This is a genomic window from Flavobacterium rhizophilum (assembly GCF_046000485.1).
Taxonomy (GTDB): Bacteria; Bacteroidota; Bacteroidia; order Flavobacteriales; family Flavobacteriaceae; genus Flavobacterium; species Flavobacterium rhizophilum.
In genome coordinates, this window is record NZ_JBELQB010000001.1 from 63,340 (window position 1) to 78,646 (window position 15,307).

General features: G+C 37.3%; 17 protein-coding genes and 1 riboswitch. Of the genes, 6 read left to right on the top strand and 11 right to left on the bottom strand.

The features are described 5' to 3' along the window. The first annotated feature begins 104 nt into the window (after positions 1-104). The gene (locus ABS768_RS00310; protein WP_408072830.1) at positions 105-761 is read left to right on the top strand and encodes an HAD family hydrolase; all 657 of its coding nucleotides are present in this window, start codon (positions 105-107) and stop codon (positions 759-761) included. Then, positions 761-1,417 carry an HAD family hydrolase gene (locus ABS768_RS00315; protein WP_408072832.1) on the top strand — a complete coding sequence of 219 codons (657 nt, stop codon included), beginning with the start codon at positions 761-763 and terminating at the stop codon, positions 1,415-1,417. The genes ABS768_RS00310 and ABS768_RS00315 overlap by 1 nt, the downstream gene beginning before the upstream one ends. Positions 1,418-1,469: 52 nt before the next feature. Here ABS768_RS00315 and recG read toward each other — a convergent pair whose 3' ends face one another. Next, positions 1,470-3,572 (bottom strand): ATP-dependent DNA helicase RecG, encoded by a 2,103-nt coding sequence (recG, locus tag ABS768_RS00320; protein WP_408072834.1) that lies wholly within the window; start codon positions 3,570-3,572, stop codon positions 1,470-1,472. 104 nt (positions 3,573-3,676) lie between these two features. Between recG and ABS768_RS00325 the strand changes: the two genes are divergently transcribed. After that, positions 3,677-5,749, top strand: coding sequence for a M1 family metallopeptidase (locus ABS768_RS00325; protein ID WP_408072836.1), 2,073 nt, complete (start codon positions 3,677-3,679; stop codon positions 5,747-5,749). On the opposite strand, the gene ABS768_RS00330 is transcribed toward ABS768_RS00325, so the two are convergent. The 6 genes from ABS768_RS00330 to ABS768_RS00355 all read right to left on the bottom strand — a co-directional run bounded on the left by ABS768_RS00330 (position 5,750) and on the right by ABS768_RS00355 (position 9,497). Then, on the bottom strand, positions 5,750-6,580 hold the full coding sequence (locus tag ABS768_RS00330; RefSeq protein ID WP_408072838.1) for a DUF5694 domain-containing protein: 831 nt from the start codon (positions 6,578-6,580) through the stop codon (positions 5,750-5,752). 48 nt (positions 6,581-6,628) lie between these two features. After that, on the bottom strand, positions 6,629-6,886 hold the full coding sequence (locus ABS768_RS00335) for a DUF7660 family protein (protein ID WP_408072840.1): 258 nt from the start codon (positions 6,884-6,886) through the stop codon (positions 6,629-6,631). A 7-nt stretch (positions 6,887-6,893) separates the two neighbouring features. After that, the gene (locus tag ABS768_RS00340; protein ID WP_408072842.1) at positions 6,894-7,484 is read right to left on the bottom strand and encodes a hypothetical protein; all 591 of its coding nucleotides are present in this window, start codon (positions 7,482-7,484) and stop codon (positions 6,894-6,896) included. A 61-nt stretch (positions 7,485-7,545) separates the two neighbouring features. Continuing rightward, a complete protein-coding gene (locus ABS768_RS00345) occupies positions 7,546-7,929 on the bottom strand; it encodes an acyl-CoA thioesterase (protein WP_408072844.1) in 384 nt (127 codons plus the stop codon). A 15-nt stretch (positions 7,930-7,944) separates the two neighbouring features. After that, entirely contained in the window at positions 7,945-8,643 is a 699-nt protein-coding gene (locus ABS768_RS00350; protein ID WP_408072845.1) for a Dph6-related ATP pyrophosphatase, read from the bottom strand. Positions 8,644-8,743: 100 nt separating this feature from the next. Continuing rightward, positions 8,744-8,924: riboswitch (cobalamin riboswitch) on the bottom strand. Positions 8,925-8,972: 48 nt separating this feature from the next. Beyond that, positions 8,973-9,497 carry a DUF7935 family protein gene (locus ABS768_RS00355; RefSeq protein WP_408072847.1) on the bottom strand — a complete coding sequence of 175 codons (525 nt, stop codon included), beginning with the start codon at positions 9,495-9,497 and terminating at the stop codon, positions 8,973-8,975. Positions 9,498-9,695: 198 nt separating this feature from the next. Between ABS768_RS00355 and ABS768_RS00360 the strand changes: the two genes are divergently transcribed. Both ABS768_RS00360 and ABS768_RS00365 read left to right on the top strand, forming a co-directional pair. Then, positions 9,696-12,035, top strand: a complete 2,340-nt coding sequence (locus ABS768_RS00360) for an ATP-dependent helicase (RefSeq protein ID WP_456264632.1) — start codon at positions 9,696-9,698, stop codon at positions 12,033-12,035. Between the two features lie 79 nt (positions 12,036-12,114). Then, a complete protein-coding gene (locus tag ABS768_RS00365) occupies positions 12,115-12,735 on the top strand; it encodes an L-threonylcarbamoyladenylate synthase (RefSeq protein WP_408072849.1) in 621 nt (206 codons plus the stop codon). Positions 12,736-12,812: 77 nt separating this feature from the next. Here the strand turns inward: ABS768_RS00365 and ABS768_RS00370 are convergent, their stop codons facing one another. From ABS768_RS00370 to ABS768_RS00385, 4 genes are all read right to left on the bottom strand, one after another. Then, a complete protein-coding gene (locus ABS768_RS00370; RefSeq protein ID WP_408072850.1) occupies positions 12,813-13,082 on the bottom strand; it encodes a hypothetical protein in 270 nt (89 codons plus the stop codon). Positions 13,083-13,112: 30 nt separating this feature from the next. After that, positions 13,113-13,310, bottom strand: coding sequence for a hypothetical protein (locus tag ABS768_RS00375; protein WP_408072851.1), 198 nt, complete (start codon positions 13,308-13,310; stop codon positions 13,113-13,115). Between the two features lie 255 nt (positions 13,311-13,565). After that, the gene (locus ABS768_RS00380; protein WP_408072852.1) at positions 13,566-13,706 is read right to left on the bottom strand and encodes a hypothetical protein; all 141 of its coding nucleotides are present in this window, start codon (positions 13,704-13,706) and stop codon (positions 13,566-13,568) included. Positions 13,707-13,876: 170 nt separating this feature from the next. Continuing rightward, a complete protein-coding gene (locus tag ABS768_RS00385; protein WP_408072853.1) occupies positions 13,877-14,416 on the bottom strand; it encodes a GNAT family N-acetyltransferase in 540 nt (179 codons plus the stop codon). 143 nt (positions 14,417-14,559) lie between these two features. Here ABS768_RS00385 and fabG point away from each other — a divergent pair, with 143 nt between their 5' ends. After that, positions 14,560-15,306, top strand: coding sequence for a 3-oxoacyl-[acyl-carrier-protein] reductase (gene fabG / locus ABS768_RS00390; protein WP_408072854.1), 747 nt, complete (start codon positions 14,560-14,562; stop codon positions 15,304-15,306). Position 15,307: the final 1 nt, after the last annotated feature.

The following is a 15,307-nucleotide window of genomic DNA, read 5'->3' on the forward strand; positions in this document are numbered from 1 at the left end:
GTACTGTTTTACTATGTTAAAGGGGGTAATTTAACTCCATCTTAATGCCATAAAACTTTTAGCTTACAATAGTATGTTGTAATTTTGCGGCTTTAATTCTGACTATGATAAAGACCGTTATATTTGATATGGACGGGGTTATTGTTGATACTGAACCCGTACATCATTTTGCCTACTACCAGCATTTTAAACACCTGAATATTGAAGTTACACACGAAATGTATGCTTCATTTACAGGTAATTCGACCAAAAATGTTTACCAGAAACTTAAAGATACTTTTGATCTTGAGCATGAGGTGGAGCATTTGGTACAAACCAAAAGATCCCTATTTAATGATGCTTTTGATGTAAAGGAAGACCTTGATTTGTTACCGGGTGTTAGAGAACTTATAGTGGATTTACACGGTAACGGTATTCAGCTTATACTGGCTTCATCTGCCTCTAAGGTAACTATAGAGAGGGTATTTAACCGTTTTGGGCTTCATCAGTATTTTACACATATAGTGAGCGGAGAAGATTTTCCTAAATCGAAACCACATCCGGCTATATTTGAACATGCAGCATCATTATCTGTTGCTCCAAAAGAGGAATGTATTGTTATTGAAGACAGTACAAATGGAATTAAAGCTGCAAAAGGTGCCGGTATATTTTGTGTAGGGTACCAAAGTGAAAATTCAAAATTACAGGAGCTTGAAGAGGCCGATAAGATTATTGCCCATTTCAATGAGCTTGATTTCCTAAAAGTAAGGGACATTAAATAATGGTAAACGCTGTAATATTTGATATGGATGGGGTAGTGGTTAATACCGAACCCGTAGGACTGGAGGCGAATCGTAAGTTTTATAAGGAACTTGGCATTGAGGTTACTGATGAGATATATTCTGATTTTATAGGTAATTCCGACAAGAATATTATACAGAAACTCCGTAGTAGGTTTAATTTGGAGCAGAGCGAAGAAGTGCTTCTTGAGGAGAGTTACAAATATTACTTTGATGCTTTTGAGACTAGTGACGAACTGGAACTTATACCGGGAGTAAAAGACCTTATTATTGACTTATATACTAACGGAATGACACTGGTATTAGCTTCATCGGCTGCTAAAAGAAAAATAGAGGCTGTATTTACAAGGTTTGACCTACACCAGTATTTTAAGACCAAAATAAGCGGGGAAGATTTTGAATTTTCAAAACCTAATCCTGCCATATTTGTTGAAGCGGTTAAACAAACCGGTTTTCCAAAAGAGGAATGTATTATTATTGAAGACAGTACAAACGGTATAAAGGCCGCAACAGGTGCCGGAGTGTTTTGTATTGGCTACCAAAGTGAACATTCTATGGGGCAGGATACATCGTTAGCCAATAAGGTTATTACCGATTTTAAACAACTTGACTATAAAACGATTAAAAACCTTATCTAATATTGATTGGTAAGGTTTTTTCTTTATCGCTTTAGACTTTTTCCCTCTTTGACTAAGATATATAATTCCAGATATTCTTCTTTTTGGTCATTTCTATAAAGGCCGTTCGTAGTGCGGCATGTTCTGGTTTATTTAGGTTAGCATCGTCCTTAAGCAGTTTTATGGCATAATGCCTTGCCATTTGGAGTATTTCACGGTCTTTTACTAAGTCGGCTATCTGTAGGTTAAGCACACCGCTTTGCTGTGTTCCCATAATATCACCAGGGCCACGCAGTTTTAGGTCAACTTCTGCAATTTCAAATCCGTCATTGGTACGTACCATAGTATCCATACGTACTTTACTGTCGTTACTCAGTTTACCCCCCGTCATCATTATACAATAACTCTGTTCGGCACCACGGCCTACACGTCCACGTAACTGGTGAAGTTGGGACAGCCCAAAACGTTCGGCACTCTCAATGACCATAACACTGGCGTTGGGTACATTTACACCAACTTCAATCACAGTGGTAGCTACCATAATATTGGTTTTACCTTTTGCAAAGCGTTCCATTTCGCTATCCTTTTCAGATGGTTTCATCTGTCCGTGTACTATACTAACACTATACTGTGGTAGGGGGAAGTCGCGTGAAATACTCTCATAACCGACCATCAGGTCTTTATAATCCATCTTTTCGCTTTCCTGAATTAACGGATAGACAATATAAACCTGTCTTCCTTTGGCAATTTCTTCCTTCAGGAAAGCCCAAACTTTTAGTCGGTTACTGTCATAACGGTGTACCGTTTTAATAGGTTTACGTCCCGGAGGAAGTTCATCTATAACGGAAATATCCAAATCACCATACAGGCTCATAGCAAGCGTTCGCGGAATAGGAGTGGCGGTCATTACCAGTATATGTGGTGGAATTTCATTCTTTTTCCAGAGTTTGGAACGTTGTTCCACACCAAAACGATGTTGCTCGTCAATAATGGCAAGTCCAAGGTTTTTAAACTGAACCTTATCTTCAAGTAGGGCATGAGTGCCTATTATAATGTGTAATGTACCGTTTTCGAGTTCTTCGTGAATAATCCTTCTTTCGGCCGTTTTGGTAGACCCTGTAAGTATTTTAATATTAATATTTAAAGGCGCTGCCAGTTCTGATAAACCTACAAAATGCTGGTTAGCCAAAATCTCGGTAGGTGCCATAAGACAGGCCTGAAAACCGTTATCAAGAGCCAGTAGCATACTCATTAGCGCTACAATGGTTTTACCCGATCCCACATCTCCCTGTAACAGGCGGTTCATTTGTGCCGGATGCCCCATATCGTGCCTAATTTCCTTTAGTACGCGTTTTTGGGCATTGGTAAGTTCAAAAGGAAGGTGATTTTGGTAAAAACCGTTAAACATTTCGCCTACTTTGTCAAAGGGGTGTCCTTTTATTTTATGTTTACGCAGTAAATTTTTAGTAATAAGCTGTAGCTGAATAAAAAACAGTTCTTCAAACTTAAGCCTGAACTGTGCCTGAGCCAGTATTTCCTGACTTTTAGGAAAGTGTACATTAAACAATGCCGCATTTTTAGGAATTAGTTTAATTTCCTGTAAAAGCCATGCCGGTAGTGTTTCCTTAAACAATGCCTGTGTTTCTATAAACAGCTGTTGCATTATTTTGTTTACCACTTTATTTGTAATACCGCGTTGCGTAAGTTTTTCGGTACTTGGGTAAATAGGCTGCATGGCGCTGCGAAGGCTTTTTTCGTGTTCGCTAAGCAGTTCCATTTCTGGGTGTGCCATATTGAAAACTCCGTTAAACGAAGTAACTTTACCAAAAATTACATAAGGCACATTTATCTTAACGTTTTCCCTTATCCATTTTTGTCCCTGAAACCACACCAGTTCCATTTGCCCTGTATTGTCTACAAAGGTAGCAACAAGGCGTTTTCCGCGTTTTTGTTCAACCGTTTTTATGTTGATTACTTTCCCTACAATCTGTACTTCAGAGTTACTGTTTTGCAATTCGTTAATACGGTAATACCTAGTACGGTCTATATAGCGGTTAGGGTAAAGGTTAAGCAGGTCGCCATATTTATGAATGCCCAACTCCTTACGTAACAACTCGCCACGGGCAGGGCCTACGCCTTTAAGGTATTCTATAGGAGTTTCTAATAGGTTATTCATTTTGGCTTGTAAGGATTGAGTTACGAAGATAAAACTTATTCGATAAAATTAAAGTGTAATATATGTATGCATTTATTAGTTTTGTATAAATACTTTGATTTTCCATGAAAAACTACATTTCTGCCACTATATTTTTACTAAGCCTTTCGGGCTTTGCCCAGCAATACAAAAAGGCCGATTTTAAAACCCTTAATGCCTACCTTACTTTTGATGTATCCCATAAAAAGATTATGGGTAAGGTTAAGTATACCTTTGATTTGCTTGAAAAAACCGATACCATTACCATTGACGCGCACGATATGGATTATGCCAACTTAACCATTAACGGTAAGAAAGCAGGTTTTGTAGATGCTCCCCATGCCTTAAAGCTTTACAAAGGTTATAAAAAAGGAAAAAACATACTGGAGTTTGATTACACGGCACAGCCTAAACAAACGCTTTACTTTGTGGGTGAAGGCAACGGACTGCAAATATGGACACAAGGGCAGGGGAAGTATACCAGTCACTGGCTACCGAGTTTTGACGACATGAACGAAAAGGTGGTGTTTAACCTTTCGGTAGGATTTCAGGAGGGATTTGAAGTACTGGCTAATGGTGAGTTGAAAGGTAAATCCGCTGAGGATAACCTTCAAAAATGGAATTACGAAATGCAAAATCCTATGAGTAGCTATCTTTTGATGATGGCTATAGGCAGGTTTGAAAAACAGCAGCAGATGTCGGCCTCAGGTACTCCGTTAGAGTTTTATTACCGTCCGGAAGACAGGGATAAATTTGAACCTACCTATCGTTACAGTAAACAGATATTCGATTTTTTTGAAAAGGAAATAGGAGTGAAGTATGCTTGGGGAATTTACAGGCAAATACCGGTGCTCGACTTTTTATATGCAGGTATGGAAAATACAACTTCTACTATATTTTCACAGGATTATGTGGTGGATAACATTGGTTTTAATGATCGAACTTATGTAAATGTTAATGCCCACGAACTGGCTCACCAGTGGTTTGGCGATTTGATTACGGCAAAGTCGGGTGAGCATCACTGGCTACAGGAAGGTTTTGCTACTTACTATGCTTTACTGGCAGAACAGGAACTGTATGGGGAAGACCATTTTTACTATGAGTTATACCAAATGGCAGAAAGGTTACAGCAGGCATCACAAACTGATACAGTGCCTATATTAAACGAAAAAGCAAGTGCCTTGAGTTACTATCAAAAAGGAGCATGGGCACTGCATGTATTAAGAGAAGGTGTAGGGCATGATGTTTTTAGGAAAGCAGTGAAAACTTATTTGGAAAAATATGCCTTTAAGAATGTAAGTACCGATGATTTTCTTGCAGAGATTAACAAGGTGTCTGATTATAATACCGAATCATTTAAAAAACGCTGGCTTAAAAATCCTAAGTTTGAGGTTGGTGAAGCTATTGATTTACTGAAAAAAAATAAATTCATACAACAGTATTTTGCTATAGGCAGTCTGCAAAACCAACCATTTGAGGAAGGTAAGGAAATGTATACACAGGTAATGAATTCGGATGCATTTTGGCCTTTAAAAGAAGAAATACTGTTCCAACTGGCAGAAGTACCATTTGAAGAAAAAGCCGACATTGTGCGTACTGCCATGAAAACGGATAATATAAAAATAAGGCAGGCGGTTGCCCGTACGGTTGTTACTATTCCTGATGCGTTTTTTGAAGAATACACATCACTTATGCAGGATGAGTCATACGTAACAAAGGAAATTGCTCTTAATGTTTTAAGCATGCGTTTCCCAGACAGGATAGGGGAGTTCCTTGATGTGTCTGATACCTGGGTTGGATTTAACGACAAAAATTTAAGGATACTATGGCTAACGCTAGCTTACACCACTAAAGACTACAGAGCTGATAAAAAAGAGCAATATTATGCCGAGCTACAGGATTATGCGTCTCCAAAGTATGAAAGCAGTATCCGTCAAAATGCATTGTCTAATTTAATTTTTATAGGTAAGCAGGATGATATTGTACTTATAAATCTTGCCAGAGCCACTAAACATCACAAATGGCAATTTGCCAAGTTTGGACGTGATAATATAAGAAAGCTGCTTAAAGAAGAAGGCTACAGGGAAGCGTTTACCAATATAATGCCTGAACTTAAGGAGAATGAAAGACAAAGGCTGGAATTACTTTTAGCCGAATAATTATTTTAAAATTGTATTTGCTTCTATAAGGTTATATTCGGGGTCATCCCTGAAAATGCTTTTAAGTGAGCCTACATGACCTACACCAATAATAAGCAAAATACGTTTAGGTTTTTCCTTTAGTTGAGTGGTTACAATATTGGAGTATATTTTATAATCCCTGTTTTTCCACACAGAAGTAAGCTCTGCACCTATATATTTTGTATCAACAAATGCGGAATCAATCATTTCATCGTTGCCGTTAAAAGTACCGTTTCTAACCCTTGCAGGGGTTATGTATTTCAAATGGTAGACTTTGTTGTAAGTATCGGGTTGGTTTAGAAAGGTGAGATAATCTTTAAAAGAGAGCGTACCGTTACTAATAGCCTTGTATTTTGCCATTACTATTTCCCGAAGCTCCAGAGTTTCGTTTTTATACAACTCAATATTATCTCCATTATCCAAGAGACTTTGTGATGTGCCCCCTGGTGCATTAACGCAGTATACTTTTTTTAGATTATGTTTTTTAGCAATAGGAAAAGCGATATTAAAAATCTCTCTTCTGCTGGAAGTGTTTAAAATACCTTTTACATAAAGATTATACATACTGTCTATTTCGGGTTGATTTTCCGGAAGTTCCTCAACCATAATGCAGTCAGGTTTGTACTTGCCAATTAAATCAATAACTGTATTTATTTCAGTTTTTCTTTTATCAGATTTGATATCAGTATTAGGGTTATCTTCCTTATAAATCTGACTAAAATGATCTGTTCCCAGTAGTACGATGTCAGTTTTTTGTGAAAATACTGTAGTACAAATAAAAAGTAATAATAGCGGTAAGGCTTTCTTCATAGTTGTTTTTGTTTTTATAAATATAACAAAAACAATTGGTTAAAGAGGTCATTCGTAAACAATAGCACCTTTTAGCATGTCTGCAAATACATGCCAGTCTGCAGTCTCGGGGCTTCTGTCCTGTTTAGTGTTTTTATAATACTTAGGTATATCATCAGCATAATCAGATAGTGCTTTCAAAAAAGATTCGAGGGTGTTATTCTCCCAATCTTCCGGTTTTGAGGCGTAGTATTTATGCAGAAGTTTTAAAAACTCAACAAAATCTTTCCTACTTGTAATCTGTTTACTATAGAGTTCATCCGTCATCTGTTAATTATCCTATTTTAATAGTCTTTACTGCTGCTTCAAATTCTTTAGAGCGGTCTTTTCCGTTTATCTCATCGGTAAAATTAAGATGGAAAACATAATTGTTATAAGGTATAACATAAGTAAAACTGCGTATAGTTGTAGTTTTCCCGTTTACCATCATGGAGTAGGTAGCTACATAGCCTATACTTTTAATACCCGCAATTTTTACCTCTTTAGGTTTTTTAACCAGTTTAAAATCCGGTTGGAATTTCTTCTGTATTTTAACATTGTTCTCGGTAGCTTTCAGCAGTACTTTAAAATCTTTTTCATAATTACTGGCAACGTTAAACTGCATTTTAGGGATGTAATTACCTCCTTCTTTTATGGTTTCCCTGTCATAAAACAGGGTAAGGAAAACCGAGTTACTGTCATCCAGTATTTTTTTACGTTCGCTTTTGCTCAATTCAATTTCGGCAGGGAACCCGTTACGGTTGTCTTCCCACCAGGTTTGAGGTATTTCGATAGTGATACCAAAACCTTTGTTATGATATATTTTTTGGGCAAAAGCCGAACTAAGGCATAAAAAAATAAGAGAGGCAGTAAATATCTTTTTCATGATAATGTTTTATAAAACAAACATAAACAAAAAAGGCATCCGATTGAAGGATGCCTTTTAATTAAAGTATTTTTACCGGGACTTTATTCTCATCTATTGCGACAAAAGTAAACTCTCCGTTTACTGCTTTTTCCCTTGTATTTTCATACATCTGTTCTACATAAATCTCTACACGTACTTTAAGACTGGTGGTTCCTACATAGGTAACCTTACCAATAAGCTCAACTATAGTACCTGCAGGGATGGGTTTCTTAAAATCGATACGATCACTGCTCACCGTTACCATACGCTGACGGCTAAAACGCGTAGCCGTTATAAAAGCAACTTCGTCCATTAAGTGCATGGCAGTACCCCCGAAAAGAGTATCATAGTGATTTGTTGTGTTAGGGAAAACCGCTTTAAAAATTCGTGTTTCCGATAGTTTTATTCTTACTTCTGATGTCATATTTATGATGGTTATTTATTGTGGAATCAAATCGCAAAACCAATATCCGGTTTTTGTGCCGTGGTTGTCGTATTCTCTGTAAATCGTTTCACCTATGGTAAAGTCTACAGGTTTTTTAAAGTAGGGAGCATCAAAGCAAAAGGTATGGAACTCACCGTTTTCACCACAGGGATCAACATCATCGGGTAGTTCATTTATAAAATCATGGTCTATAACACGACCAACAAATGATTTATCCAGTTTAGTACCGTTTACACAAACGGTTATGGTTTTAAAGCCCAGGTCTATAAACTCTTTTAATAATTCTTTAGTGTCTTTTTTCCATAAAGGGAAAACCGCTTTTATACCATAAGGTTCAAGTTGTTTTTCCCTGTATACCTTAAGGTCTTCTAAAAAAATATCACCAAAAGCAGCGGTAGTGTATCCTTCATTTATAAGTTCCTGAACCTTATTTTTCATAATGGTTTCATACTCCTCGTTGGTAGGCTGGAGGGGAAGCTCTATAGTAGTGCCCGGTATCCCTATGGCTTCAATTTGCTGTAGTAAAAGCTCTTTACGTAAACCATGCATACTAACACGGTCATAATGTGAATTTATAGATGTAAGCAGGCTGTCTACACTATAGTTTTTGTTCTGTAACAGGTAATAAAGTGCAATGGCGCTGTCTTTACCGCTACTCCAGTTAAAATACGTTTTTTGTGTGTTCTCCGTCACGTGTATATTTTTAAAGCTTTTACGGAGATAAAATGAAGGCACAGCAGTTAAACTCCAAAAAGGAGTACAATTACCGGACATCACTTTAACCGCGAAAGCATAGTCATTATTTAGTAAGGCAGGTCTCCTGGCTTGTACATTTTATCGCCCTTCCCGCTAAATGCAGCAGTGGTTTATTTCGATAAAACTGTTTTGTACTTTACAGTTGCGCGACAGCCCGTGATTTACACACGATTCCCTATTAATTTGCGTTAAGCAAAACCTTTTGGCAAATATAAAATAAAAAGGCATCCTTTTCAGGATGCCTTGTAAAATATTGTAAATTGGCATTATTGCCACATTTCGGCTACTTCATTTTTAAGATAAGCCACAGCGATGCTGCTTGGACTTTGTGTGTCAAACAAATCGGTAAGTATAACCTCTCTTAACTTGTTTGCACTATCTACCTTTTCGCTCATATTGGTTTTGCGTATCATTTGGATAGTAGCATTTTTTGCCGTAGTGATAATATCCCAGCTTTCGGCAGAAATATAGATTTGTTGCGTAAGGTTATGCTCGTATTCCTGCTCAATTTGTGCAATTACATACTCCTCATAATCATGTTTGTTTGATGACTGGGGAGCAATTCTTATAAGCAATTTTGAAGGGTTTATTCTTTCAAGGAAAAGTACCAGTCTTTCATATGCCTGCAGTCGCAACGGCATAGCATTTTTTTGTGCTTCTTTGTGAATAAGGTATCGGCGGCGACTTTCTTCGTTTTTGCGTTGGGCATCAAAAAAATAGTAGGCTAAAAGTCCTACTACGATTGAAGGTAGCGTATATGCCAGTACGTCAATAAATTTTGTAAAATCCATGTTTAGTAATAGTTTGGTGTAATAAACTAACGCAGTTTGTTAATATAAAATTGTGAAAGGCGAAAATAACGAAATACTTTTTGTAAGATAAAATTATTGTGAATAATTTTTAACAAAACAGCTTATCTGAAACTATAATTAGAGTTTATTTCCCGACTAAAAATAACTATTTTTGCTTTTTTAGAAGTTATGACGGAAATTGAAAAGTATATAAGCCAGCTAAATGAAGCGCAAAGGGCTCCGGTTTTGCAAAAAGACGGACCTATGATTGTAATTGCAGGTGCAGGATCGGGTAAGACAAGGGTACTTACACTGCGTATTGCTTACCTTATGAGTCAGGGGGTGGATGCCTTTAATATTTTGGCACTTACCTTTACCAATAAGGCTGCGCGTGAAATGAAAAACCGTATTGCGGGTATTGTAGGGAACTCTGAAGCCAAAAACCTTTGGATGGGTACATTCCACTCTATTTTTGCCAAAATACTGCGTTTTGAGGCCGATAAGCTGGGCTATCCGTCAAACTTTAGTATTTACGACAGTCAGGATAGTGTACGCCTTATATCTTCTATCATTAAGGAAATGCAGCTAGATAAGGATGTATACAAGCCAAAGCAGGTATTGAGCCGTATTTCCAATTATAAAAACAACCTTATTACGGTTAAGGCTTATTACAACAACCCTGAACTTCAGGAAGCCGATGCCATGTCCAAAAAACCAAGAATGGGCGAGGTATACGAGCAGTACGTAGAGCGTTGCTTTAAGGCAGGAGCCATGGACTTTGATGACCTTTTGCTTCGTACTAATGAGCTTCTCAACCGTTTCCCTGATGTGCTTATGAAATATCAGGATCGTTTCCGTTATATACTTGTGGATGAGTATCAAGATACCAACCACTCTCAATACCTTATTGTAAGAGCTCTGTCTGACAGGTTCCAGAATATTTGTGTGGTAGGAGATGATGCCCAGAGTATTTACGCTTTTAGAGGGGCAAACATTAACAACATCCTTAACTTCCAAAAGGATTACGACAACGTACAAACATACCGACTGGAGCAAAATTATCGTTCGTCACGAAACATTGTGGAAGCGGCTAACTCCATTATAGATAAAAATAAAACTAAGCTGGATAAGGTTGTATGGACTGCCAATGATGACGGACCGAAAATTAAGGTACATCGTAGTCTTACCGATAGTGAGGAAGGGCGTTTTGTGGCCAGTACCATTTTTGAGCAGAAAATGCAGAACCAGCTTCCTAACGGAAACTTTGCCGTATTGTACCGTACCAATGCACAGTCACGCTCTATTGAGGATGCTTTAAGGAAACGTGATATTCCATATAGGATTTACGGTGGGCTTTCTTTCTACCAAAGAAAAGAGATTAAAGACGTTTTGGCTTACCTAAGGCTGGTTATTAACCCTAAGGACGAAGAAGCTCTTGTAAGGGTAATTAACTATCCTGCAAGAGGTATTGGTGGTACAACAATAGAAAAACTTACCGTTGCCGCAAACCATTACAAACGTTCGATTTTTGAGGTAATGGAAAATATCGACAGGATTGATTTAAGGCTTAATTCGGGGACAAGAAACAAAATTCAGGATTTTGTTACCATGGTAAAAAGCTTTCAGGTCATTAACGACAGTTATGATGCCTTTTACCTTACCGAGCACGTTACCAAGAAAACCGGACTTATACAGGAGCTGAAAAAGGATGCAACGCCCGAAGGTATTGCCCGTATAGAGAATATAGAAGAGTTGCTAAACGGTATTAAAGACTTTATTGAAGGTCAAAAAGAGGTAGACGGTGCAAGAGGAGCATTATCTGAATTTCTTGAAGATGTTGCCCTGGCTACCGATATGGATAAAGATACCGGAGATGATGACAGGGTAGCACTTATGACCATTCACCTGGCAAAAGGACTTGAATTCCCACATGTATTTATTGTAGGGATGGAAGAAGATCTTTTCCCAAGTGCCATGAGTATGAATACCCGTAGTGAACTGGAAGAGGAGCGAAGGCTGTTTTATGTGGCACTAACACGTGCAGAACATCAGGCTTATCTAACTTATGCACAGTCAAGGTACCGTTGGGGTAAACTGGTTGATAGTGAACCGTCGCGCTTTATAGAAGAGATTACAGGTGTTTTCCTTGAATACCTTACTCCGGTAGAAACGAACTATCGTTATAAACCAATGATCAATAACGATGTTTTTGGTGATGTAGATAAATCAAAACTAAGGCAATCTAAACCTAAAAGTGGTATTCCGCCTAAATGGGTTACCGATAACGACCCTAAGCCAGATATGCCAATACGCAGGCTTAAACCTATGGCTGGCGGATCAGCCCCCGCATCATCAGGACCTGCAATGCCAGATAGTAAGCTTAACATTGGTAACGTGGTACTGCACGAACGTTTTGGTAAAGGACAGGTACTTAACCTTGAAGGTGTAGGAGCTGATAAAAAGGCTGAAATAAAGTTTGAGGTAGGAGGAATTAAAAAGCTGTTACTTCGCTTTGCTAAGCTCGATGTTATAGGCTAAAGCTTTACGTTTAAATTAACGCTAATAATAAATAGCTTTCGTAACTTTAAGCTTGCAAAAACCGAAAACAGACTACAACATGGCACAATTCATAAAAATATACCCTGAAAATCCCAATGAAAGGGAAATAGAAAAAGTGGTTAAGATATTGCGTAATGGGGGGATTATAATTTATCCTACTGATACCGTTTACGGATTAGGCTGTGATATAACCAACAGTAAAGCACTCGAGCGAATTGCCCGTATAAAGGGCATTAAACTGGATAAGGCAAACTTCTCATTTGTTTGTAGTGATTTGAGTAATCTGTCAGATTATGTGAAGCAGATAGATACGAGTACCTTTAAAATACTTAAACGATCGCTGCCTGGTCCTTATACATTTATCCTGCCTGGTAATAATAATTTACCAAAAGAGTTTAAAAAGAAAAATACGGTTGGTATACGTGTACCTGATAATAACATAGCGCTTGATATTGTAAGAGCTTTAGGTAACCCTATAGTTTCGACCTCCATACATGATGAGGATGAGATTTTGGAATACTCTACCGACCCGGAGCTTATTTTTGAGAAATGGCAAAATCAGGTTGATGCCGTTATTGATGGCGGATATGGTGATAATGTAGCTTCCACGATTATAGATCTTTCGGGAGATGAACCGATAGTGGTAAGAGAAGGAAAAGGAGATCCGGCTATATTCTAACTACTGATATCAGATAAATAATAAAAGCTGCCCTTTTGGGCAGCTTTCTGTTTTTAATGGAATAATAATTTGTCTGGCTAGTTTGTTGTCGGATCAATATTTTTGGCAGCAGTTTCGCTTTTGTTTTTAAGTCTGTCGGCAATTTCGCCACCTTTGTGCACCACTTCATCAAATTTTTTGCGGGCACTTTCTTTTACATTATTGTACTTGTCTTTAAGGTCATTACCTAACGACTCAGCTTTTTCACAAGCTCCGTCAAGATATCCTTTTCTTTTACATATAACTCCTACTACTGCAAGGGCTGCTACTCCGGCAGCAATTCCTAAAACTAATTTTTTGTTACTCATAGCTATTTATTTTTATGATTAATAAATAATTTATTCTTTACTATTGGTTTTGTTTTCCTGCTTCTTTTCATTGTCAGGAGTAAGTCGGCTTCCTTCTGTCACGTCCTTCTCATCCCATTGTCCTAAGTTACTCCTTCTGTTTTTTTGGGGTATAGGCTTGGGTTCCTGGTTAGGGACTATATTTTTTGGAATCGGATCCTGATCCGGTTTTCTGTTTGGATTGTTCATAATCAATTAGGTTTTAAAAGCACTTACAAGTTACTTATTATCAATCACAAAGTGTATTAATAATGTCTTAAAAGAGTGCTAATAATCAACAGTTTAATATTTGGTTATAATTCCTTGTAAACTGTTTAAAACCTAATAGAAGTGATATGAAAATATAATGCAGGTAAAAATATGAGGCTTATTGAATAGTGCTGCCTCATAATGGGTTAGCACCTGCAGGGAGGTGCTTATAATAAAGTATTATGTATAGCGGAACTATACAAAAAGAGGGTACTCGTGTTCATCATCATAAATGTCGTTCTCTTCTTCTTCAAGTTCCCTTTGCGCTATAAAATTATAGACTCTTATAAGTCCAAATCCTGCTAGCATGGCCAGGAAAAATTTCATCACATTCATCTTCTCTTGTTTTAATCGGTTAACTTTAATCATTACGCTTTTTTTGTTTATTATTTTGATTTTCTTCTTCGTGCCTTGAAATTACTAATAATAAACCGAACGCTGGCTCCATTTAATAAAACTTTAATACTTAAGGGCTTATTTAGCATTAAATTAGTTTTTTCGTAAAGTTAGAGATACTTAACCATAGTGATTTTATCAATTGTTTTACCTTCCCTAAAGAAGTTTTTTATTAATCCGCAACGCTCAAAACCAAATTTTTCATAGAGTTTTATTCCGGCTGTGTTTGATGCATATACTTCTAGCCATACAATTTGTAATAGAGACGTTTTTGCCCATTCGATAGTCGTTTCCATAAGTAGTGAACCTATTTTTTTGTTTTGCCAGTCATTATGAATCCCCATACCAATCATACCGGTATGGTATAATTTACGGCGTTGGTTTCCGGTTAGGTCAATATTACCTATTACTTCACCGTTATATTCGGCTAATAACAGCAGGCTGTTATCCTGATTATTATACCTGTCTATCCATTCGGCTTCTTCTACAATAGTATTACGGTATTCATCCTCATACAAAGGGATGGAAGTGGTACCTGTAATATAACTCTTTTTTAAGGCTATAAGTTTTTGGGCATCCTGTCTGCTGCCAGTGCGTATGGTAATAACCTCTCCCGATGGTATTTTATTTTCACTATACAATTTATCCATATATAAACTTAACAGCTTAATAATGAGTTTCCCTACAAAAAACGTTATAATACTTAAACTAAAAGATAAATAGGGGTAAATAAACCTCAAACATTTTATTATATTTGTTGCTCTATAATTAAAAAAACAAACAATACGAACCTATGAAATTACTAGAAGGAAAAACGGCTATCATTACCGGAGCGAGTAGAGGTATTGGCCGTGGTATTGCCCAGGTTTTTGCTAAACATGGTGCTAATGTTGCTTTTACATACAGTTCTTCTGCCGAAGCAGCTAAGACATTAGAAGATGAGCTTACAGCATTGGGTATTAAAGCTAAAGGATATCAGTCTAACGCTGCTGATTTTAATGAGGCACAAAAGCTGGTTGACGAAGTAGTGGAAACTTTTGGTACTGTAGATATATTAATTAATAATGCAGGTATTACTAAAGATAATCTTTTAATGAGAATATCTGAAGAAGATTTTGATAAGGTAATAGAAGTAAACCTTAAGTCGGTTTTCAACATGACAAAAGCAGTACAAAGAACAATGCTTAAACAACGTCATGGTTCTATTATCAATATGAGCTCTGTAGTAGGTGTTAAGGGTAATGCGGGACAAACTAACTATGCAGCTTCTAAAGCAGGTGTAATTGGTTTCACTAAATCAGTAGCATTAGAGCTTGGTTCAAGAAACATCCGTTGCAATGCTATTGCTCCGGGATTCATTGAAACTGAAATGACTGAGAAACTGGGCGCAGATGTAATTAAAGGATGGACAGAGAACATTCCGTTAAAACGTGGTGGTACTCCTGAAGATGTCGCTAACGCTTGTGTTTACCTTGCATCAGATATGTCGGCTTACGTAACAGGACAAACCCTGAACGTAGACGGAGGTATGCTTACCTAAT